The following is a 21,040-nucleotide window of genomic DNA, read 5'->3' as shown; positions in this document are numbered from 1 at the left end:
CCCGGCTGGGGTCCGCGTTGTCAATGAGGAGGAAGTAATGATCAAGAAGGTCGTCGCCACTGCGGCAGCCGCCAGCGGTCTGGCGCTGGCCGGTGCCGGGCTCGCGGTCGCGGACTCGGGCGCCGCCGGTGCCGCTGTCGCCTCCCCCGGCGTGATCTCGGGCAACAACATCCAGGTGCCGGTGCACGTCCCGATCAACCTGTGCGGGAACACCGTGAACATCGTCGCCCTGCTGAACCCGACGTTCGGCAACACCTGCGTCAACGCCTGAAGCCCGTCCCCCATCTCACCGAGGGCTTGAGCCGGCGGCCTCGGAGCGCCATCGCGCGCTCCGGGGCCGCCCAGGCGCTACGTCGGGCGCGGGTGCCCTCACCCCCCACCCCGCGACCCATCCCGAGTCAGTCAGGGGAAACAACCATGCGACAGGTCACGCGAAACGGCCTGCTCACCGTCTTCGCCGCCGGCGGCGTGCTGGCAGCTACCGGCGGTATCGCGTTCGCCGACTCCGAAGCGGAGGGCGGCGCGGCCAACTCACCCGGGGTCGTCTCCGGGAACTCCGTGCAGGCGCCGGTCCACGTGCCGGTCAACGTCTGCGGGAACACGATCAACGTCGTCGGGCTCCTCAACCCGGCGTTCGGCAACACCTGCGTCAACGAGGGCGGCGGCGCGCACGCCAGCGGCGGCGCCAGCAACTCGCCGGGCGTGATCTCGGGCAACAACATCCAGGCGCCCATCGAGGTGCCGGTCAACGCCTGCGGCAACAGCGTCGACGTCGTCGGCGTCGGGAACCCGGCCTCCGGCAACGAGTGCGTCAACGGAGCGGCCCCGCAGGAGCGGGCGCCCCACCCGGAGCAGGAGCCCGAGGAGCCGAAGACCCCGGCGGAGGAGCCGGAGCAGGAGCCGGAGGGCCCGTCCCCGGAGTTGATCTCCGAGACGACCCCGGTCGAGGAGGACACCCCCGTCGTCGAGACGCAACTCGCCGCGACCGGCGGCAACTTCGCGCTGATGGCCGCCGTGCCGGTCGGCGCGGGCCTGGTGCTCGGCGGCACCCTGCTCTACCGCAGGACGCGGACGGCCCAGCAGGGCTGAGTTCGCGCGCCCAACGGCGCACGCCACCTGAACGAGTGGGTCCGAGCGGACCCACTCGTTCGTCGTCTCCGGGGCACTCTCCGCCGGATCACCGCGCCCTGGGCGTCACCACGTGGGGCGCAGCTGGCGGATGATCCGTCGTTTCAGCCGCACCTGGCGGCTCCCGTCCGGCTGGAGGCGGAGCTTGGCCAACTCCCAGTGTCCGTACTCGGCGTGCTCGGTCAGCAGACGGGTCGTGGCGGCTCGCGAGACCCCACGTGGCACATACACATCGCGAAACTCGTATTCCGGCATCGAATCTATTGTGCGGCCAAGCCCTGGATGCCGATACCGTCTGCACCATGTCTGATGCTGCGCAGCCGACGGCTGCCGAAGTCCGTGCCGCCTCGGAGGCGCTCAAAGAAGCGCTCGACCGGCATCTGGCCGCCATCGAACGACGCGCGGCGGCCACCGACGCGGAGGTCGAGGCGGCCGACGCCGACGTCTTCGCCGCGTTCAACGAGATGGCGGCCGCGGGCGAGGTGTACGACGAGCTGCTGTACGAGGTCTACGACGAGGTCACGCCCTTCGAGGTGCCGGCCTCCGACGGCGCCGCCTACGACGGCCCCGAGGACCCCGAGGTGATCAGCGTCTTCATGCGGCGGGACTACCTGGTCTCCGAGCCCAGGCGGCTGCTCGGCCAGGCCGAGCGGATCGCCGAGCTCGACGCCGAGGGCGTGGAGAGCGAGGGCGGTTCGGCCGAACCGGCCGCCGGGCGCAGCGTCAAGGCGGCGCTCGGGGTGCTCTTCGGCGAGTTCGACCCCGACGAGATCGCCTCCCGGCACGAGGAGTTCGGCCTCGCCGAGGGCGACGCGACGCTCTGGGTGACCGCCCAGGAGGAGCCCGCCGAGCCGGGGGAGTGGCTGGCCGCCCCCTTCGACGCCGTCGACGCCGAGCGCGTCATCTGCCGCTTCGACATCAGCGATGCCTTCGACGACGAGGCACTGGACGCGGTCGACGAGGTGCCCCGCTGGCTGGGCGGCTGACTCAGCCCGCCGGCGGCGCCTGCGGCTGCTCGCGCACCAGCGCGCGCAGCCGCGTCTCGCGCTCGCCCGCCGGGGGCGCGGCGACCGCGCGCTCCAGCGCCGGCCCGCAGCCCTGCACCACCGAGAGGTGGCGCGCGGCGCGGCCGAACGCCGTGTACACCCAGCGGCGGTCCAGCGCGCCCGCCGCGTCCCCCGGCAGCACCGCGACGACGGCCGGCCAGCGCAGGCCGGCCGCCTGGTGTGCCGTGACCGCCCAGCCGTGGCGCAGCGTCTCGGCCACCCGCTCCCTCGGCACCACGAACCTGCCGTCCTCGTCCTCGACCCACAGCCCGCGCTCGTCGGCCTCCACCACCCGCACCAGCCGCAGCTGTCCGGGGGCGGGGGAGTGGGCCGCCAGGTCGCCCGGGTCGAAGCCGCCGAACGCGCCGGGGCCCGCGTTCAACCGGGCCTTGAGCGCCGCGTTGAGCGCCCGGGTGCCGGCGGGGCCGCCGTGCGCGGGGACGATCACCCGCACCTGCTCGGCGCCCAGCTCGAAGGCGCGCGGGATGGACTCCGTCACCAGCTGGACCGTGCGGTGGACCGCCTCGCCCGGGTCGGCGACCGGGACGATCACGACCTCCCGGTCCGGCGCCTCGACGCTCGCCAGCTCGCCCACGCCGATCCCCGAGACCAGCTCCCCGACGGGTCCGGGGTCCGGGGTCCGGGAGACGACCCGGGGGAAACGGCCGGAGGCCAGCACGTCGGCCAGCACCTGGCCGGGGCCCGCCGAGCCCAGCAGCAGCGGATCACCGCTGAGCACCAGCCTGGCGCCGTCCGGCAGCGACTCCACCAGCGCGGCGGCCGGCTCGGCGGCCAGCCGCTCCGCGTCCACCACCACCAGCAGGTCCCACGGGAACCTGCCCTCGCCGTCCCGCTCGGGGCCCTCCCGGCCCTCCAGCAGCCCGGAGACCGTCACCGCCTCCACCGGCGCCCGCTCGCCCAGCGCGGACGCCAACCGCCGCCGCCCGTCCGGCTGGTGGGCCGCGACGGCGGCCCGCAGCCCCAGCCGACCGGCGGCCAGCGCCAGCGCCAGCGGCTCCGCCCTGGCCGCCTCGCCCCCGGTGTGCGTCACCACGGCGGCCTCGCCGGCCGCGCGGATCAGCTCGGCGGCCGAGGGGCTCGGCGCCTCGGCGGCGGCCGCCGCCCAGCCCTCGGCCGCCTCGCCCCCGGGCGCGACGAAGGTGCCGCGCAGCCGTCCGAGCCCGTCGGCCAGGCCCTCCTCGGCCATCGCGTAACGCTCCAGGCCGACCAGCAGCCGCGCCTCGGCCTCCTCGCCCTCGGCGGCCGGCCCGTCCAGCGGGGCGTCCCGGTCCCGGAAGACCAGCACCGCGCCCTCCTCGATGGCCGTCCTGACCGCCTCCTCGGGCTCCGGCACCGCGTGCTCCGCGAGCCCGGAGGCCAGCCGGCCAGGCTCCAGCGCCGTGTGCCCCGCCAGCGCCGCGCGCTCCAGCAGCCAGCCGACCAGCGCCTGCCCGCGCCGCGCGTCCCCGGGACCCGCCTCGTCGCCCAGCAGCGCCCTGGCGAACTCGTCGGCCTGGCGCGGCGCGACGCCCGGCGTCGCCAGCAGCCGCCACGGGTCCGCGCGCAACTCCCGCTCCGCGTCCTCCCCGAGCGCGGCGGCGACCCGGGGCGCCAGCGCCTCCGGCGCGCCCCCCGCGGCCAGCAGCCCCGGCAGCCCGTCCGGCACCGGGACCGCAGCCTCGGCCGCCGGCGGTCGCGCCGGCCCGCGCCGCGCCTGCGGCGCCGGGGCGCGCGGCGGCTCGGGGCGGTGGTAGAAGGAGGCGGCGGAGCGCTCACCGCTCTCCACCGCCCGCACGGCGGCCCGCAGCTCCGCCGCGGGGTCGGCGGCGGGGGTGGCGTGCTCGGAGGTCACAGCGAACTCCAGTCCTGGTCGGGATAGTGGTGCACCGGGGCCGACACGTCGTCCAGCGCCCGGCGGATCTCATCGGGAAGACTAAGGGCCTCCACTGACAACGCCTCCTCCAACTGGCGCGCCGTGCGCGCCCCCAGCAGCGGCGCCGCCACCCCCGGCCGGTCCCGTACCCAGGCGAGCGCCACCTGCCCCGGCGTCACCGCGAGGCCGTCGGCGGCTATGGCGACCGCGTCCACGATCCGGCCGGCCGTCTCGTCCAGATAGGGCGCCACGAAGCCCGCCAGCATGTCCGAGGCACCGCGCGAGTCCGTCGGCCTGGCCCCCTCCCGGTACTTGCCGGTGAGCACCCCGCGCCCCAGCGGCGAGGAGGGCAGCAGCCCGAGTCCCAGGTCCAGCGCGGCCGGCAACACCTCGCGCTCCACCCCGCGTTGCAGCAGCGAGTACTCCATCTGCGTGCTGGAGAGCCGGTTGCGCCCGACGGGTGCCGCCAGCTGCCAGGTCGCCGCCTTGGCCAGCTGCCAGCCGCTGAAGTTGGAGACCCCCGCGTAGCGGGCCCTGCCGGTGGTGATCGCCACGTCCACCGCCTGGAGCGTCTCCTCCAGCGGGGTGTCCGGGTCGAACGCGTGGACCTGCCACAGGTCGACGTGGTCGGTGCGCAGCCGCGCCAGCGAGGCGTCGAGCGCGGCCAGCAGGTGCCCGCGCGAGGTGTCGAACCTGCGGTCCGGGTCCGGCACGCTGCCCGCCTTCGTGGCGATCACCAGGTCCTCGCGCGGCACCGCGCTGTCCAGCAGCCGGCCCAGCAGCCGCTCCGCCTCGCCGTCCGCGTAGACGTCGGCGGTGTCGACGAGCGTGCCGCCGGCCGCCCAGAACGTCTTGAGCAACTCCGCCGCGCCGCGTTCGTCTATCTCGCTGCCCCAGGTGAGGGTGCCGAGCCCGAGGCGGGAGACGCGCAGGCCGGTGCGGCCGAGATGCCTGAGATCCATGGCCGTTGAGCGTACTTGCGGGGCACGCTACAGTCCCAGGGACCGGTGCGTTACCGGCGGGTAGGCGTCGTTGAAGGGGATCTCATGCGGCTCGGAATCAACCTCGGCTACTGGGGCGCCGGGATGGACGCGGACAACCTGGCGGTCGCCCAGGAGGCCGACCGCCTCGGTTACGCGGTCTGCTGGGCCGCGGAGGCGTACGGCTCGGACGTGCCGACCGTGCTGTCCTGGGTCGCCGCGCAGACCGAGCGGATCGACGTGGGCTCGGCGATCCTCCAGATCCCGGCCAGGACCCCGGCGATGACGGCGATGACCGCGGCGACGCTGGACAGCCTCTCCGGCGGTCGCTTCCGGCTCGGCCTCGGCGTCTCGGGCCCGCAGGTCTCGGAGGGCTGGTACGGCGTCCGCTTCGACCGCCCGCTGGCCCGCACCCGGGAGTACGTGGAGATCGTCCGCAAGGCCATGTCCCGCGAGCGGCTGACCCACCAGGGCACGCACTGGACGCTGCCGCTGCCCGAGGGGCCGGGCAAGCCGATCAAGCTCACCGTGCACCCGATCCGCGAGCGCGTCCCGCTCTACATCGCCGCCATCGGCCCGAAGAACCTGGAGCAGACCGGCGAGATCGCCGACGGCGCGCTGGTGATCTTCTTCTCGCCCGAGCACGCCGAGGAGACCACGCTGGCGCCGCTGCGGGCCGGGCGGGAGAAGATCGGTCGGACGATGGACGGGTTCGATCTCGTGCCGACCGTTCCCCTGGCCGTCGGTGACGATCTGACCGCGCTCGCCGACCACTTCCGTCCGTACACGGCCCTCTACGTGGGCGGGATGGGCAGCCGCAAGCAGAACTTCTACCACCGGCTCGCCCACCGGATGGGCTTCGGCGAGGCCGCCGACACCATCCAGGAGCGCTACCTCTCCGGCGACCGGGACGGCGCGGCGGCGGCCGTGCCGCACGAGCTGATCGACGCGACCACGCTGATCGGCCCGGTCGAGCGGATCGCCGACCGGATGCGGGCCTTCGCCGACGCCGGGGCCACCACCCTGTCGCTGGCGCCGGCCGGGTTCACCCGCGAGGAGCGGTTCGCCGGCCTGCGCGCCGGCGTCACCGCCCTGGAGCGGGCCGGGCTCGCCTGAGCGGCCGGCACGGCCCGCCGTGGCCCGCGCGGGGGGCCGTTCCACCCCCGTCCCCCGTGCGGGGGACGGGCGGCGCCCGGCCCGTTCCCCCGTCTGCTCTACCCTGGTCGCCATGCCCACGCTGCTGCTTCTCCGGCACGGCCGGACCACCGCCAACTCCTCGGGGCTGCTCGCCGGCCGCACGCCGGGCGTCGACCTCGACGCCTACGGCCAGGAGCAGGCGGCGGCGCTGCCGGGCCGGCTGGCCGGGGTGCCGTTGGCCGCGATCGTGCACAGCCCGCTGCTGCGCTGCGCCCGCACGGTGGCGCCGCTGTGTGAGGCGCGCCCCGACGTCGCGGTCCACTCCGACGAGCGGCTGATCGAGTGCGACTACGGCCGCTGGACCAACGAGCCGCTGAAGGACCTGGCCGAGACGGAGCTGATGCGCACCGTCCGCGCCCAGCCGTCCGCCGTCGTCTTCCCGGAGGGCGAGGCGCTGCGGGACGTCCAGCACCGCGTGGTGGCGGCCGTGCGCGAGTGGGACGCGCGGATCGCGGCGGAGCACGGGCCCGAGGCGGTCTGGCTGGCCTGCACCCACGGCGACAACATCAAGGCCGTGGTCGCCGACGCGCTGGGGATGCATCTCGACCTGTTCCAGCGGCTGTTGCCGCACCCCGCCTCGGTGACCGCCATCCGCTACGGCGAGCCCCCGCTGCTGCTGCGCTTCGGCGACACCGGCGACCTGGGCGAGTTCGTGCCGCACACGGAGGCCGCGGCCAGGGACGCGCACGAGTCCACGAGGTCCCCGGTCGGCGGCGGCGCGTAGCCGGGGTCCGGCGTTCCCCTGGCGGTCCCCGGGCGCGGTGATCGTCAGGCGCAGTAGGGTGCACCTGTCCCAGCAATCGAGTCCCCGGAGCAGTACGTGTCCCGTCAGGTCTTCCTCTACGACCCTCCCGAACGCTTTGTCGCCGGGACCGTCGGGTTGCCTGGCCGCCGCACGTTCTTCCTACAGGCGTCGGCGGCCGGCCGTACCACGAGCGTCGCGTTGGAGAAGGCGCAGGTCGAGGCGTTGGCCGAGCGCATCGACGAGCTGCTGGACGAGGTGGTGCGGCGCTCGGGCGGCAACACGACGGTTCCGGCCGTCGCGCCCGCCGAGGTGTCCGACACCGCGCCGCTTGTCTCGCCGGTCGACGAGGAGTTCCGGGTCGGCACCATGGCTCTGGCCTGGGACGGCGAGGCCGAGCGCATGATCGTCGAGGCGCAGGCGCTGGTCGAGCTGGAGGCGGACTCCGAGGAGGAGTTCGCCGAGGCCGAGGAGCGGCTGCTGCGGGACGACGAGAACGGACCGCCCATGCTGCGGGTGCGGCTGAGCGGCACCATGGCGCGCGCCTTCGCGAAGCGCGCGCTGGAAGTCGTCAACGCCGGCCGGCCGCCCTGCCCGCTGTGCAGCCTGCCGCTCGACCCGGAGGGACATGTATGCCCGCGCCAGAACGGATACCGGCGCAGCCAGACGTGACCGCGCGGGAGCTTCTCGCCGAGGGCGAGCTGACGGTGCTCGGACGGATCACCGACGCCTCCAACGCGGTGCTCTACTCCACCGTCGAACGGGACGGCCGCACCCTGCACTGCGTCTACAAGCCGGTGTCGGGGGAGCGCCCGCTGTGGGACTTCCCCGACGGCACCCTCGCCGAGCGCGAGGTCGCCGCCCACGAGGTCTGCCGGGCGCTGGGCTGGGACCTGGTGCCGCCGACGGTGCTGCGCGAGGGCCCGTTCGGCACGGGGATGGTCCAGCTGTGGGTGGGTCCGCTGCCGGACGCGCCCGACTTCGGCCGGGGGCCGGACGAGCGGCTGCTGGCCCTGGTCGAGGGCGAGGAGGCGGGCCCCGGCTGGAGGGCCGTCGGCCTCGCCGAGGTCGCCGAGGGCCGGACGGCGCTGCTGGTCCACGCCGACCACCCGGGGCTGCGCCGGCTGGCCACGCTGGACGCGGTGATCAACAACGCCGACCGCAAGGGCGGCCACCTGCTGCCGCTCCCCGACGGCCGGCTCCAGGCCATCGACCACGGGGTGAGCTTCCACACCGAGAACAAGTTGCGCACGCTGCTGTGGGGCTGGGCGGGCGAGCCGCTGCCGGCGGAGATCCTGGCCGCGCTGGAGGGACTGCGCGTCGCGCTGGCCGACGGGGGCGAGCTGGCCGGACGGCTGGCCGGGCTGCTGACCGCCGCGGAGTGCGCCGCGCTGCGGGAACGGGTCGACGCGCTGCTGGAGTCCGGCAGGCATCCGGCGCCCGGCGGGGAGTGGCCGGCGATCCCCTGGCCGCTGGTCTGAGCGCCGCCGCTGGCCGCTGGTCCGAGCGTCGCCGCGCCCGCGCCCGGTGCCTTCCGCCGGCGCGGGCCCGCTCGTGGGGGGCGGGGGGCGGCGGTTAGGCTCGGTGACATGTATGCCTGGCCTGCCTCCAAGGTCCCCGTTCTGCCCGGTCAGAGCCCGGATCTGACGATCCACGACACCGCGCGCCGGCGTTCCCTCACGCTGACGCCCGGCCCCGTCGCCCGGCTCTACGTCTGCGGCATCACCCCCTATGACGCGACGCACATGGGTCACGCGGCCACCTACACCGCGTTCGACCTCGTGCAGCGGATCTGGCTCGACTCCGGGCGTCGGGTCCACTACGTGCAGAACGTCACCGACATCGACGACCCGCTGCTGGAGCGGGCCGAGGCGACCGGTGAGCCGTGGGCCGCGCTGGCCGAGCGGGAGACCGCGCTCTTCCGCGAGGACATGACCGCGCTGCGGATGCTGCCGCCGGAGCACTACGTGGGCGCCGTCGAGGCGATACCCCGGATCGTCCCGCTCATCGAACGGCTGCGGGAGAGCGGCGCCGCCTACGACGTGGACGGCGACGTCTACTTCTCGGTGGCCTCCGACGACCGCTTCGGCTCGGTGGCCGGGCTGGACGCCGAGGAGATGCGGCGGCTGTCCGCCGAGCGCGGCGGCGACCCGGAGCGGGCGGGCAAGAAGAACCCGCTGGACCCGCTGCTGTGGCGGGCCGCCCGCGAGGGCGAGCCGTCCTGGGAGGGCGCGAGCCTCGGCCCCGGCCGGCCGGGCTGGCACGTGGAGTGCGTGGCCATCGCGCTGGACCATCTCGGGATGGGCTTCGACGTCCAGGGCGGCGGCTCCGACCTGGCCTTCCCGCACCACGAGATGGGCGCCTCGCACGCCCGGGTCCTCACCGGCGAGCACCCCTACGCGCGGAGCTACGTGCACGCGGGGATGGTCGGCTACCAGGGCGAGAAGATGTCCAAGTCCAAGGGCAACCTGGTGCTGGTCTCCCAACTGCGCGCGGAGGGCCGGGACCCGGCGGCGATCCGGCTGGCGCTGCTGGCCCACCACTACCGTGCGGACTGGGAGTGGACCGACGCCGTCCTCGCGGAGGCCGAGGCGCGGCTGGCCCGCTGGCGGCACGCCGTCTCGCGCCCCGAGGGCCCGTCGGCGGACGCCCTGGTCGCGGAGGTCCGCGCGGCGCTGGCCGACGACCTGGACGCCCCGACCGCGCTGCGCGCCGTGGACCGCTGGGCCGAGACCCAGGAACGCACGGGCGGCGACGACCCGGGCGCCCCCGGCGTCACCAGCCGCGCGGTGGACGCGCTGCTGGGCGTCGCGCTGTAACGCGCCGGGACGCCTCCGGCGTGGGGAAGGTGCCGCACCGCCCGCCTCCCCGCGGGGGAGCGGGCGGAGCGGGAGCTCCGGAACGAGGAACGCGCGTCAACTCCCGCCGCTCGAAAAGGGAGTTGACGCGCGTCGCATGTGAGGGCCCGGCCGGCCGTGGCTACTCCTCGGGTTCCTTGCCGCCCGGTTCCGGCGGGCCGCCCTCGTTCTCCGGGGGGCGGGGCCTGCGGGGGCGGTGGGTGCCGGGGTCGCGCAGGTAGGAGCCCTGTTCGCCGGTCGGCGGCTGCCCGTCCCTGCGGCGCAGATAGCGCTCGAACTCCTTGGCGATGGCCTCGCCCGTGGCCTCCGGCAGCTCGGCCGTGTCCCTGGCCTCTTCCAGGGACTTCACGTACTCGGCCACCTCGCTGTCCTCCGCGGCGAGTTGGTCGACCCCGATCTGCCAGGCGCGGGCGTCCTCGGCGAGGTCGCCCATCGGGATGCCCAGGTTGAGCAGGTCCTCCAGCGCGTGGAGCAGGGCCAACGACGCCTTGGGGTTGGGGGGTTGCGCCACGTAGTGCGGCACCGCGGCCCACAGGGTCACGGCGGGGACGCCGGCGTGGCCGCACGCCTCCTGGAGGATGCCGACGATGCCCGTGGGGCCCTCGTAGCGCGACTCCTCCAGGTCCAGCGTGCGGGCCAGGTTTTCGTCCGAGGTCACGCTGGTGACCGGGACGGGGCGGGTGTGCGGGGTGTCGCCGAGCAGCGCGCCGAGCACCACGACCATCTCCACGCCCAACTCGTGGGCGAAGCCCAGGATCTCGTTGCAGAACGAGCGCCAGCGCATACTGGGCTCGATCCCCCGGACCAGCACCAGGTCCCGACGCCTGACCGGGCCGTCTTCCGAGCCGATCCGCACCACGGAGAGCCTGGTCGTGGGCCAGGTGATGCGCCGTACGCCGCCGTCCAGCCAGATGTGCGGGCGGTTGACCTGGAAGTCGTAGTAGTCCTCGGCGTCGAGGGCCGCGAACACCTCGCCCTTCCACTCACGTTCCAGATGCGCCACCGCTGCGGAGGCGGCGTCACCAGCATCGTTCCAGCCTTCGAACGCGGCCACCATGACCGGGTCAACCAGCTCGGGAACTCCGTCGAGCTCGATCACCCAGCGCCTCCTCCCGGCCGGGACGGAACGGTGTAGTCCCACCCCGGCTGCCATAAGTTTCCGTGCGGCCCCAGCCTACGGCGTGACCGTGCCCAACAGGCCGTCCTCGTACGCCTGCCCGGGGCAGGCTTGTCTCCGGACATTCACCCCCACGGGGGAGCCGGCCGGGCGCGGCACGGTGCTGTTCCGTGTCCGCCCGCGCGGCGGCGGACTGGCGCGCGCCCGCAGGTGGCGCCGGGCGCGCGCCAGTCTCACCGGCGCGTTCGCCACGCGCCCCGGGAGGCGCGGGGGAGGGCACAGTTACTCCGGTCCGCGCATCCGTGTCCACCCCGTCAACCAGGGGGTGACGCCCCACCGGAAAGGGGGGAACCCCGTCGGGCAGATTGACATGGAACGCGCCGTTCCGGCCGCCCGTCGGGCGGCCGGGCGTCTGGCGGCGGCCCGGACGGTCTACGCGGCCGGCGGGGCGTCCCCCTCGGCGCGGGCGCCTCCCTCGCGCCCCAGCACCTCGGCCACCCGCTCGCGCACCTCGGGCGTGTCCAGGCCCCTGATGGTCAACGTGGTGCGCCGCCGCAGCACGTCGTCCTCGGTCTCGGCCCACTCGTGGTCCCTGGCGTAGACGAGCTGGGCCACGATCTCCGGGCTGTCCGGGTGCACTCGTGCCCCCAACGCCGGGTCCCTGCGGACCAGTTCGGCGATGTCGAAGGCGAGGGAACCGTAGTGGCTCGCCAGATGGCCCGCCGTCGCGGGACCGAGCAGCTCCCCGAGGTCGGGGTCGGACAGCAGCCGGTGGGCGACCGCGTTGGGGCGGGCGACGCCGGGCAGCGGCACCCGGCGCACCAGGTCGGAGACGGGCTCCATCTCGCCGCCCAGGGGCTCGCCCGGCAGCTTGGCCAGCTTGCGCAGCACGGTCCGCCCGATGTGGCGGTAGGTGGTCCACTTGCCCCCGGCGACGGAGAGCATCCCGCCGGCGCCCTCGGTGACCACCGTCTCCCGCTTGGCCTTGGCGACCCCGCCCGGCCCGCCGGGCAGCACCCGCAGCCCGGCGAAGGCGTAGGTCATCAGGTCCCGGTCCAGTTGCTCGTCGCGCACCGAGTGGCCGGCCTCGTCCAGGATCTGGGCGATGTCGGCCTCGGTCGCGGCGACCTCGCCCGGGTCGCCCTCGTAGGTCTCGTCCGTGGTGCCGAGCAGCAGCTGGTCCTCCCACGGCAGGGCGAACGTGATGCGGTACTTGTCCACCGGCGTCGCCAGCGCGACCGGCCAGGGCGCCGCCCGCCGCATCACCACGTGCACGCCCTTGGAGAGCCGCACGCTCGGCGCGGCCCCCGGGTCCTCCATCCGGCGCAGGTGGTCGACCCAGGGCCCGGTGGCGTTGAGCACCAGCCGCGCGTTCACGCCGAACTCCGAGCCGTCCCGCCGGTCCCGCAGCTCGGCTCCGGTGACCCGGCCGGCGCTCTTGCGCAGCCCGGTGACCTCGGCGTGGTTGAGCACCGTCGCCCCGGACTCGGCGGCGGCGCGCACGGTCATCACGGCGACCCTCGCGTCGTTCATCTGGTGGTCGCCGTAGACCGCGACGGCCTTCAGCCCCTCGGTGCGCAGCCCCGGCACCTTGGCCGCCGCCTTCTTCGCGCTGAGCACGCGGCCGACCCCGTCGCCGAACGCGGAGAGCGCCGAGTAGGCGAAGACCCCGGCGCCGAGCTTGGCCGCGCCGTGCGGGCCGCCCTGGTAGACGGGGAGGTAGAAGGTCAGCGGGTTGACCAGGTGCGGGGCGACGTCCTTGGCCAGCACGCGCCGCTCGTGGTGGTTCTCGGCGACCAGCCGCACGGCCCCGGTCTGGAGGTAGCGCAGGCCGCCGTGCACCAGCTTGGAGGACGCGGACGAGGTGGCGCCGGCGAAGTCACCGGCGTCCACCATCGCCACCCGCAGCCCCGACTGGGCGGCGTGCCAGGTCACCGAGGTGCCCAGGATGCCGCCCCCGATGACCAGCAGGTCGTAGGTCGCCTCGCCCAGTCGCTGCCGGGTCTCGGCGCGCCGCTCGGCGCGGGTTATGGCGGCCGGTTCGGCTGTCGGGTGCGGGGTGTTCATCTGATGTCAGCCTTCCTCGTCGAGCCAGCCCATGGTCCGCTGCACGGCCTTGAGCCAGAACTGGTACTCCCGGTCGCGCTCGGCCGGGTCCATCTCGGGCGTCCACTCCGCCGCGCGCCGCCAGTTGGCCCGCAGGTCCTCGACGTTGGACCAGAAGCCGACGGCGAGCCCGGCCGCGTAGGCCGCGCCGAGACAGGTGGTCTCGGAGACCATGGGCCGCACCACGGGCGCGTCCAGGAAGTCCGAGATCTTCTGCATGAGCAGATTGTTGGAGGTCATGCCCCCGTCCACCTTGAGGGAGGTCAGCTCCACGCCGGAGTCCTTCCGCATGGCGTCGACGATCTCCCTGGTCTGCCAGGCGGTGGCCTCCAGCACCGCCCGGGCGATGTGCGCCTTGGTGACATAGCGGGTCAGACCGGCGATCACCCCCCGGGCGTCGGACCGCCAGTAGGGGGCGAAGAGGCCGGAGAACGCCGGCACGAAGTAGGCGCCGCCGTTGTCCTCCACGGAACGGGCCAGCGTCTCGATCTCGGCCGCGCTGTGGATCAGCCCCATCTGGTCGCGCATCCACTGCACCAGCGCGCCGGTGATCGCGATGGACCCCTCCAGCGCGTAGACCGGCTGCTGGTCGCCGATCCGGTAGCCGACTGTGGTGACCAGGCCCGCGTAGGAGTTGATCGCCTCGTGGCCGGTGTTCATCAGCAGGAACGTGCCGGTGCCGTAGGTCGACTTGGCCTCGCCGACCGAGAAGCAGGTCTGGCCGAAGAGCGCGGCCTGCTGGTCGCCCAGCGCGGAGGCCACCGGGACCCCGTCCAGCGCGCCGCCCTTGGCGTGGCCGTAGACCTCGGAGGAGGAGCGGATCTCCGGGAGCAGCTCCATCGGCACGCCGATCGAGGAGCAGATCCGCTCCTCCCAGCGCAGCGTGCGCAGGTTCATCAGCATCGTGCGGGAGGCGTTGGTGACGTCGGTGACGTGCACGCCGCCCTCGGTGCCGCCGGTGAGGTTCCAGATCACCCACGAGTCCATGGTGCCGAAGAGGATCTCGCCGCGCTCGGCGCGCTCGCGCAGCCCCTCGACGTTGTCCAGCAGCCAGCGGATCTTCGGTCCGGCGAAGTAGGAGGCCAGCGGCAGGCCGGTCTCGCGGCGGAAGCGGTCCTGGCCGACGTTGCGGCCCAGCTCGCGGCAGAGCGCGTCGGTGCGGGTGTCCTGCCAGACGATGGCGTTGTGCACCGGCTCGCCGGTGGTGCGGTCCCACAGCAGGGTGGTCTCGCGCTGGTTGGTGATGCCGATCGCCTTGACGTGCTCCCTGGTGATCTCGGCCTTGGCCAGCGCGCCGGCGACGACCTCCTGGACGTTGGTCCAGATCTCCTTGGCGTCGTGTTCCACCCAGCCCGGTTTGGGGAAGATCTGCTCGTGCTCCTTCTGTTCGACGGAGACGATGCGGCCGTCGCGGTCGAAGACGATGCAGCGGCTGGAGGTGGTGCCCTGGTCGATCGCGGCGATGTACTCGCGTGACTCGGTGGTGAGTGCGGGGTCCTGAGCGTCAGACATGGTGTGCGGCTCCTGGTCGTGGCGTTGCGGTCGTGCGGTCGCGGGTACCCGTTTCCGTGGCGGGAAGCGCCGACGACGCGGTCAGAAGAGCAGGTTGAAGATCGTGGCGCCGATCGCGGCGCCGATCAGGGGTCCGACGACGGGGATCCAGGAGTAGCCCCAGTCGGAACCACCCTTGTTGGGCAGGGGGAGCAGCGCGTGGACGATGCGGGGGCCGAGGTCGCGTGCCGGGTTGATGGCGTAGCCGGTCGGGCCGCCGAGCGAGAGGCCGATCCCGAGCACGATCAGCGCCACCATCAGCGGGCCGGTGCCGGAGAGCGCGAGGTCGTCGTTGACACCGATGGTCAGCACGCCGATGACCAGCACCGCGGTGGCGATGATCTCGGTCGCGAGGTTCTGGACGGTGTTGCGGATCTCCGGTGCGGTGGAGAAGATCCCGAGCACCGGCCCCGGCTGGCTCGGGTCGCTCGGGCGCCGTTCCGCCGTCCGCTTCGCGCCCTCGTCGAAGGCGCGCGGCCCTGGTGTGACGGAGCCGCTGACCTCCTCACGCGCCAGCAGATGCTCCTGGAAGTGGCCGTAGTAGGCCAGCCAGACCAGCACGGCGCCGATCATCGCCCCGAGCATCTGCCCGGCGACATAGGTGGGGACGTCGCCCCACTCGCCGGTGTCGATGGCGATCCCGAGGGTCACCGCCGGGTTGATGTGCGCGCCGGAGAGCTGCGTGGAGGCGTAGGCGCCGGTGAGCACGGCCATGCCCCAGCCCAGGGCGATGACGACCCAGCCGGCCTCGAAGGATTTCGATTTCTTGAGAACGGTGCCGGCGACGACGCCACCACCGAGCAGGATCAGTACGGCGGTGCCGAGCACCTCGCCGAAGAAGATATCGGAGCTGGACACCCGCGACTCCTTTGTCCTTCGTCCAGGGGGATTCCTGGCCGACATCCGTCCAGTGTTCGACATTATCGACCAACGAACGGCAGTGTTCTCCCCGGGAGGGACTCCGTCAAGTGGCTACGCGTCAGGTCCCTCTCCGCTGTCCCGATTGTCCTAGAATCGACCGGCCCCGAGGTCCCGCGACACCGCCCTCGCGCAGTCCCGCACGGCTGCCACCAGCGCGGATCGCGGTTCCGAACCGTCCAGCACCCGTTCCTCCGCTCCGGTGACGCCGACGGCTCCGACGGGCATCCGGCGGCGGTCCACGATCGGGGCCGCGACCGAGGCGACCCCCTCCCAGGTCTCCCCGACGTCACCCGCCCAGCCGCGCGCCCGCACTTCCGCCAGCCCGCGGTCGAACGCCGCGGGCTCCGTCACGGTCGCCGCCGTGATCGCGGCGAAGTCCGACTCCATCGCCTCGTTGTGCGCCACGGGGTCGAACGCGGCCAGCACCTTGCCCAGCGCGGTGCTGTGCAGCGGGTGCAGCGCGCCCACCTCCAGCACCTGGCGGCTGTCGTCGGGGCGGAAGACGTGGTGGACGATCAGCACCCCGCCCTTGTGCAGCACGCCCAGATAGGCGCTCTCCCCGCTCGACCTGGCGAGGTCGTCGGTCCACACCAGCGCCCTGGCCCGCAGCTCGTGCACGTCCAGGTAGCTGTTGCCCAGGCGCAGCAGCTCCGCGCCCAGCTGGTACTTCCCCGAGACCTCGTCCTGCTCGACGAAGCCCTCCTGCTGGAGCGTGCGCAGCAGCCCGTGGGTGGTGGCCTTCGCCAGCCCTATGGCCGAGGAGATGTCGGAAAGACCCAGCCGTCGCTCGCCGCCGGCGAGGAGCCGCAGCACCGCCGCCGCGCGTTCCAGTGACTGGATGGACCGAGCCATGAGGCCGCCTCCCTGCGTCCCGTCTCGCCACAGTTGCCGTTCGACATTGTCGAACCACAGTGGGGGATGTCGATACCCCCAGGCCAGAACTGAGTTTACGGCCGTCCGTTTGCCGGAATGGTCAGCTCTCCGCCGCCGCCCGCCGGTTAGGCTGCTGGTGTGCGCGCGCCGCGGGCGCGCGCATAGCCGACAGCCGTCGCACTCCGGGAGAGAAGCCCATGGCACTTGCCAGCCTGCCCACCACCGACCAGGCGCAGCGCGCCCAGGCCCTGCGGGACGCGCTCGCCGCCCGCGTCGTCGTCGCGGACGGCGGGATGGGCACGATGCTCCAGGCCCAGGACCCCTCGATGGAGGACTTCCAGCAGCTGGAGGGGTGCAACGAGGTCCTGAACGTCACCCGCCCCGACATCGTCGCCAACGTCCACCGCGAGTACCTGGCCACCGGCATCGACTGCGTGGAGACCAACACCTTCGGCGCCAACCTCGCCGCCCTCGGCGAGTACGACATCCCCGAGCGGGTCCACGAGCTGTCCGAGGCCGGCGCCCGGGTCGCCAGGGAGGTCGCCGACGAGTTCGGCGCCGAGGACGGGCGGCTGCGCTGGGTGCTCGGCTCGATGGGCCCCGGCACCAAGCTGCCCACCCTCGGCCACACCACCTACCGGCCGCTGCGCGACGCCTACCAGCAGAACGCCGAGGGGCTGATCGCGGGCGGCGCCGACGCGCTGCTCGTGGAGACCAGCCAGGACCTGCTCCAGACCAAGGCCGCCACGCTCGGCGCCCGGCGTGCCCTGACCGCGCTCGGCGTCGACCTGCCGCTGCTGGTCCAGGTGACCGTCGAGACCACCGGCACCATGCTCCTCGGCTCCGAGATCGGCGCCGCGCTCACCGCGCTGGAGCCGCTGGGCATCGACATGATCGGCCTCAACTGCGCCACCGGGCCAGCCGAGATGAGCGAGCACCTGCGCCACCTGGCCCGGCACAGCCGGCTGCCGCTGTCGTGTATGCCCAACGCCGGTCTCCCCGTGCTCGGCAAGGACGGCGCCCACTACCCGTTGACCCCCGACCAACTGGCCGACGCGCACCAGGAGTTCGTCGCCGAGTTCGGCCTCTCCCTGGTCGGCGGCTGCTGCGGCACCACGCCCGAGCACCTGCGCCGGGTCGTGGACCGGGTGCGCGGCGCCACCCCGCCGGCGCGCGAGCCCCGCCCGGAGCCGGGCGCCTCCTCGCTCTACCAGAGCGTGCCGTTCCGCCAGGACACCGCGTACCTGGCGATCGGCGAGCGGACCAACGCCAACGGCTCCAAGAAGTTCCGCCAGGCCATGCTCGACGGCCGCTGGGAGGACTGCGTGGAGCTGGCCCGCGAGCAGATCCGCGAGGGCGCCCACCTGCTGGACCTCTGCGTGGACTACGTCGGCCGGGACGGCGCCGCCGACATGCGGGAGGTGGCGAGCCGGCTGGCGACGGCCTCGACGCTGCCGATCGTGCTGGACTCCACCGAACCCGCCGTGCTGGAGGCCGGGCTCGAACACCTCGGCGGCCGCGCGGTCATCAACTCCGTCAACTACGAGGACGGCGACGCCCCCGACTCGCGCTTCGGCCGGGTCGCCCGGCTGGCCGCCGAGCACGGCGCCGCCCTGATGGCGCTGACCATCGACGAGGAGGGCCAGGCCCGCACCCCCGAGCACAAGCTGGCCGTCGCCGAGCGGCTGATCGCCGACCTCACCGGCAACTGGGGCTTCCAGCCCTCCGACATCCTCATCGACTTCCTGACGTTCACCATCTGCACCGGGCAGGAGGAGTCCCGCAAGGACGGCGTCAACACCATCGAGGCCATCCGGGAGCTGAAGCGCCGCCACCCCGACGTCGGCACCACCCTCGGCCTGTCCAACATCAGCTTCGGCCTCAACCCGGCCGCCCGGCTGGTGCTCAACTCGGTCTTCCTCGACGAGTGCGTCAAGGCCGGCCTGGACTCGGCGATCGTGCACGCCGCCAAGATCCTGCCGATTGCCAGGATCGACGCGGAGCAGGTCGAGGTCGCGCGCGACATGATCTACGACCGCAGGCGCGAGGGCTACGACCCGCTCCAGCGCTTCCTCACCCTCTTCGAGGGCGTGGACACCAAGTCCCTCAAGGCCGGCAAGGCCGAGGAGCTGGCCGCCCTCCCGTTGGAGGAGCGGCTGCGCCGCCGGATCATCGACGGCGAGCGCAACGGCCTGGAGGCCGACCTGGACGCGGCCCTCGCCGAGCGCCCCGCGCTGGAGATCGTCAACGAGACGCTGCTGGAGGGCATGAAGGTCGTCGGCGAGCTGTTCGGCTCCGGCCAGATGCAGCTGCCGTTCGTGCTCCAGTCCGCCGAGGTGATGAAGAACGCGGTCGCCTATCTGGAGCCCCACATGGAGCGCTCCAGCGACGAGGGCAAGGGCACCATTGTGCTGGCCACCGTCCGCGGCGACGTCCACGACATCGGCAAGAACCTCGTGGACATCATCCTGACCAACAACGGTTACCACGTGGTCAATCTCGGCATCAAGCAGCCGGTCTCCGCCATCCTGGACGCCGCCGAGGAGCACAAGGCCGACGTGATCGGGATGTCCGGGCTGCTGGTGAAGTCCACGGTGGTGATGAAGGAGAACCTGGAGGAGCTCAACCGGCGCGGCATGGCCGCCGGCTACCCCGTGATCCTCGGCGGCGCGGCCCTCACCCGCGCCTATGTGGAGCAGGACCTGCACGAGGTGTACGAGGGGGAGGTCCGCTACGCCAGGGACGCCTTCGAGGGCCTGCGGCTGATGGACGCGCTGGTCGCCGTCAAGCGCGGCGTCCCCGGCGCGGAGCTGCCGGCGCGCAAGGAGCGCAGGGTCGCCCGCCGGGAGACGCCCGTGCTCGCCGAGCCGGACGACGTGCCCGCGCGGTCCGCGACGGCGACGGACGTGCCGCTGCCGGCCCCGCCGTTCCTCGGCACCCGGGTGGTCAAGGGCATCCCGCTCAAGGACTACGCCGAGTGGCTGGATGAGGACGCGCTCTTCAAGGGGCAGTGGGGACTGAAGGCCGGCCGCGGCGACGACGGGCCGGACTACGCCGAGCTGGTGGAGACCGAGGGCCGCCCCCGGCTGCGCGGCTGGCTGGACCGGCTGCACACGGACAACCTCCTCCAGGCGGCCGTGGTCTACGGCTACTTCCCGTGCCACGCCGAGGGCGACGACCTGGTGATCCTGGACGAGGACGGCGGCGAGCGCACCCGCTTCACCTTCCCCCGGCAGCGCCGGGGGCGGCGGCTGTGCCTGGCCGACTTCTTCCGCCCGGCCGAGAGCGGGGAGCGCGACGTCGTCGCCCTCCAGACCGTCACCATCGGCCCCCGGGTCAGCGAGGCGACCGCCGAGCTGTTCGCCGCCGACGCGTACCGCGACTACCTGGAACTGCACGGCCTGTCCGTGCAGTTGGCCGAGGCGCTGGCCGAGTACTGGCACGCGCGGGTCCGCGCCGAGCTGGGCGTGTCCGGCGCCGACCCGGTCGAGCTGTCGGGGATGTTCCGCACCGAGTACCAGGGCTGCCGCTACTCCCTCGGCTACCCCGCCTGCCCCGACCTGGAGGATCGCGCCAAGATCGCCGAGCTGCTGGACTCGCGGCGGATCGGGGTGACCCTCTCCGAGGAGTTCCAGCTCGACCCGGAGCAGTCGACCGACGCGCTCGTCGTCCACCACCCCGAGGCCAACTACTTCAACGCCCGCTGAACGAACACCCCCGACCGGCTCGTCCGTAAAGCTGACCGACACCGACCGGTCACTAGGCCGACCGGGTGAGGTCAGCCGTTCGGCTCGGAACGGTTCCCGCGTCCGACGTAGAATGATCGGTCCGGTACTGGCCGGTTGCCCCTCGTGGGCGGCCGGCCAGTTCTCTCCCCACGGAGGTGTGTGCGGATGACGAGTTCCACTCCCGCCCTGGACGCGCGGCGGCCCCTCGGGTCGCTTCCGGGCGCGGTGCTGCTGGACATGGACGGCACCCTGGTCGACACCGAGGGCTTCTGGTGGGACGCCGAGGTCGAGGTCTTCGGGGCGCTGGGCCATGTCCTCGACGAGGAGCACCGGGCGGTGGTCGTCGGCGGCCCGATGACCCGCTCCGCCGGCTATCTGATCGAGGTCACCGGCGCCGACATCACGCTCGACGAGGTGCGCGACCTGCTCAACACGGCGTTTCTGCGCCGCCTCGACGGGGGCGTCCCGCTGATGCCGGGCGCCCGCCGGCTGCTCACCGAGCTGGCCGCCCACCGGGTCCCGACCGCTCTGGTCTCGGCCTCGCACCGCGAGGTCATCGACCGGACGCTGCGCTCGCTCGGCGCGGAGTTCTTCGGCACCACCGTCGCCGGCGACGAGCTGGCGCGCACCAAGCCGCACCCCGACCCGTATGTCACCGCCGCGCTGCGGCTGGGCGCCGAGCCCGCGCGCTGCGTCGCCGTCGAGGACACCGCCACCGGCGTCGCCTCGGCCGAGGCCGCCGGCTGCCGGGTGCTGGCCGTGCCCTCGGTCGCCCCGATCCCGCCGGCCGCCGGCCGGACCGTCGTCGACTCCCTGGAGTCGGTCGACCTCGCCTTCCTCCGCGGCCTGGTAAGCGGCCCCGCCGAGCCGTCCGAGCCGGGCCCCGAGGAGGATCTGGCCGGAAAGCGGGCGTGACCCAT

18 protein-coding genes are annotated in these 21,040 nt (G+C 73.6%); 10 read left to right on the top strand and 8 right to left on the bottom strand.

What is annotated here, in order from left to right; genetic code table 11:
* Positions 1–37: 37 nt before the first annotated feature.
* Both CRP51_RS06880 and CRP51_RS06875 read left to right on the top strand, forming a co-directional pair.
* Positions 38–271, top strand: a complete 234-nt coding sequence (locus CRP51_RS06880; protein ID WP_097230112.1) for a chaplin — start codon at positions 38–40, stop codon at positions 269–271.
* Positions 272–417: 146 nt separating this feature from the next.
* On the top strand, positions 418–1,089 hold the full coding sequence (locus CRP51_RS06875; protein WP_097230111.1) for a chaplin: 672 nt from the start codon (positions 418–420) through the stop codon (positions 1,087–1,089).
* A gap of 105 nt (positions 1,090–1,194) precedes the next feature.
* On the opposite strand, the gene CRP51_RS06870 is transcribed toward CRP51_RS06875, so the two are convergent.
* On the bottom strand, positions 1,195–1,383 hold the full coding sequence (locus tag CRP51_RS06870; protein WP_097230110.1) for a DUF5703 family protein: 189 nt from the start codon (positions 1,381–1,383) through the stop codon (positions 1,195–1,197).
* A 47-nt stretch (positions 1,384–1,430) separates the two neighbouring features.
* On the opposite strand from CRP51_RS06870, the gene CRP51_RS06865 reads away from it, so the two are divergent.
* Positions 1,431–2,114 (top strand): hypothetical protein, encoded by a 684-nt coding sequence (locus tag CRP51_RS06865; protein ID WP_097230109.1) that lies wholly within the window; start codon positions 1,431–1,433, stop codon positions 2,112–2,114.
* A gap of 1 nt (position 2,115) precedes the next feature.
* Here CRP51_RS06865 and CRP51_RS06860 read toward each other — a convergent pair whose 3' ends face one another.
* Together CRP51_RS06860 and CRP51_RS06855 are read right to left on the bottom strand one after the other, a co-directional pair.
* Positions 2,116–4,026: a helix-hairpin-helix domain-containing protein gene (locus CRP51_RS06860; protein ID WP_245880417.1), complete on the bottom strand. Its 1,911-nt coding sequence runs from the start codon at positions 4,024–4,026 to the stop codon at positions 2,116–2,118.
* Positions 4,023–5,009 (bottom strand): aldo/keto reductase, encoded by a 987-nt coding sequence (locus tag CRP51_RS06855; RefSeq protein ID WP_097230107.1) that lies wholly within the window; start codon positions 5,007–5,009, stop codon positions 4,023–4,025. Before CRP51_RS06855 ends, CRP51_RS06860 begins: the two co-directional genes overlap by 4 nt.
* Before the next feature lie 84 nt (positions 5,010–5,093).
* On the opposite strand from CRP51_RS06855, the gene CRP51_RS06850 reads away from it, so the two are divergent.
* The 5 genes from CRP51_RS06850 to mshC all read left to right on the top strand — a co-directional run bounded on the left by CRP51_RS06850 (position 5,094) and on the right by mshC (position 9,785).
* Complete coding sequence (locus tag CRP51_RS06850; RefSeq protein WP_097230106.1) at positions 5,094–6,143, top strand: LLM class F420-dependent oxidoreductase; 1,050 nt, start codon at positions 5,094–5,096, stop codon at positions 6,141–6,143.
* Between the two features lie 112 nt (positions 6,144–6,255).
* Positions 6,256–6,948, top strand: a complete 693-nt coding sequence (locus CRP51_RS06845; RefSeq protein ID WP_097230105.1) for an MSMEG_4193 family putative phosphomutase — start codon at positions 6,256–6,258, stop codon at positions 6,946–6,948.
* A gap of 96 nt (positions 6,949–7,044) precedes the next feature.
* Positions 7,045–7,638: a DUF3090 domain-containing protein gene (locus tag CRP51_RS06840; protein ID WP_097230104.1), complete on the top strand. Its 594-nt coding sequence runs from the start codon at positions 7,045–7,047 to the stop codon at positions 7,636–7,638.
* Positions 7,599–8,447 carry an SCO1664 family protein gene (locus CRP51_RS06835; protein ID WP_097230103.1) on the top strand — a complete coding sequence of 283 codons (849 nt, stop codon included), beginning with the start codon at positions 7,599–7,601 and terminating at the stop codon, positions 8,445–8,447. Before CRP51_RS06840 ends, CRP51_RS06835 begins: the two co-directional genes overlap by 40 nt.
* 108 nt (positions 8,448–8,555) lie before the next feature.
* Positions 8,556–9,785, top strand: coding sequence for a cysteine--1-D-myo-inosityl 2-amino-2-deoxy-alpha-D-glucopyranoside ligase (mshC, locus tag CRP51_RS06830; RefSeq protein ID WP_097230102.1), 1,230 nt, complete (start codon positions 8,556–8,558; stop codon positions 9,783–9,785).
* A 160-nt stretch (positions 9,786–9,945) separates the two neighbouring features.
* Here the strand turns inward: mshC and CRP51_RS06825 are convergent, their stop codons facing one another.
* The 5 genes from CRP51_RS06825 to CRP51_RS06805 all read right to left on the bottom strand — a co-directional run bounded on the left by CRP51_RS06825 (position 9,946) and on the right by CRP51_RS06805 (position 16,371).
* Positions 9,946–10,923 (bottom strand): PAC2 family protein, encoded by a 978-nt coding sequence (locus CRP51_RS06825; RefSeq protein ID WP_097230101.1) that lies wholly within the window; start codon positions 10,921–10,923, stop codon positions 9,946–9,948.
* A gap of 450 nt (positions 10,924–11,373) precedes the next feature.
* On the bottom strand, positions 11,374–13,008 hold the full coding sequence (locus CRP51_RS06820; protein WP_097230100.1) for a glycerol-3-phosphate dehydrogenase/oxidase: 1,635 nt from the start codon (positions 13,006–13,008) through the stop codon (positions 11,374–11,376).
* A 6-nt stretch (positions 13,009–13,014) separates the two neighbouring features.
* The gene (gene glpK / locus CRP51_RS06815; protein WP_097230099.1) at positions 13,015–14,559 is read right to left on the bottom strand and encodes a glycerol kinase GlpK; all 1,545 of its coding nucleotides are present in this window, start codon (positions 14,557–14,559) and stop codon (positions 13,015–13,017) included.
* A gap of 81 nt (positions 14,560–14,640) precedes the next feature.
* Positions 14,641–15,456 (bottom strand): MIP/aquaporin family protein, encoded by an 816-nt coding sequence (locus CRP51_RS06810; protein WP_097230098.1) that lies wholly within the window; start codon positions 15,454–15,456, stop codon positions 14,641–14,643.
* Positions 15,457–15,606: 150 nt separating this feature from the next.
* Entirely contained in the window at positions 15,607–16,371 is a 765-nt protein-coding gene (locus CRP51_RS06805) for an IclR family transcriptional regulator (protein WP_097230097.1), read from the bottom strand.
* Between the two features lie 218 nt (positions 16,372–16,589).
* Between CRP51_RS06805 and metH the strand changes: the two genes are divergently transcribed.
* Together metH and CRP51_RS06795 are read left to right on the top strand one after the other, a co-directional pair.
* Positions 16,590–20,099, top strand: a complete 3,510-nt coding sequence (gene metH, locus CRP51_RS06800; RefSeq protein ID WP_097230096.1) for a methionine synthase — start codon at positions 16,590–16,592, stop codon at positions 20,097–20,099.
* 186 nt (positions 20,100–20,285) lie between these two features.
* Complete coding sequence (locus tag CRP51_RS06795; RefSeq protein ID WP_097230095.1) at positions 20,286–21,035, top strand: HAD family hydrolase; 750 nt, start codon at positions 20,286–20,288, stop codon at positions 21,033–21,035.
* Positions 21,036–21,040 lie beyond the last annotated feature (5 nt).

This window comes from Streptomyces zhaozhouensis, from assembly GCF_900230195.1.
Taxonomy (GTDB): domain Bacteria; phylum Actinomycetota; class Actinomycetes; order Streptomycetales; family Streptomycetaceae; genus Streptomyces; species Streptomyces zhaozhouensis.
The sequence above is the reverse complement of the archived record's forward strand: the minus strand, read 5'-3'. Positions and strand labels throughout refer to the sequence as shown.